The organism is Lysobacter sp. TAB13 (genome assembly GCF_052113885.1).
Classification (GTDB): Bacteria; Pseudomonadota; Gammaproteobacteria; order Xanthomonadales; family Xanthomonadaceae; genus Lysobacter; species Lysobacter gummosus.
Window position 1 is genome coordinate 1 of sequence record NZ_JBFRDR010000136.1, and the last position, 512, is coordinate 512.

Sequence of the window (512 nt, forward strand, 5' to 3'; positions counted from 1 at the left end):
GCGCCAGGAAGCGCGCCAGCAGCGTGTCGGAAGACCCCATGATGCGTTCGGCCCCCGGCCGTCCCGTTATCCGTGTCAGGCCGCTTCGGGGACCGGCCCGACCGGCTGCTTGGAATCGGCCGCCGGCTCGAGCTGCTTGGTCAGCAGGCGGCCGAGGCGCGCCAGCGTCGCCGGGATGTCGTGGCGATGGACGACCATGTCGACCATGCCGTGATCCTTGAGATATTCGGCGCGCTGGAAGCCTTCGGGCAGCTTTTCGCGGATGGTCTGCTCGATGACGCGCGGACCCGCGAAACCGATCAGGGCGCCGGGCTCGGCGATGTGGACGTCGCCCAGCATCGCGTAGGACGCCGTGACGCCGCCGGTGGTCGGGTTGGTCAGAACCACGAAATAGGGCAGCCCAGCCGCGCGCAGACGCCGGATCGCGACCGTCGTCCGCGGAAGCTGCATCAGCGAGAGGATGCCCTCCTGCATGCGCGCACCACCGGAGGCGGCGAACACGACATAGGGGG

Annotated in this window: 1 protein-coding gene; it reads right to left on the reverse strand. The window is 69.5% G+C overall.

What is annotated here, in order from left to right; translation table 11 throughout:
• Window positions 1-75: 75 nt before the first annotated feature.
• Window positions 76-512 (reverse strand): acetyl-CoA carboxylase carboxyltransferase subunit beta (locus AB4Y92_RS25495; protein WP_441822153.1); only part of this gene is annotated, 437 nt, incomplete at its 5' end.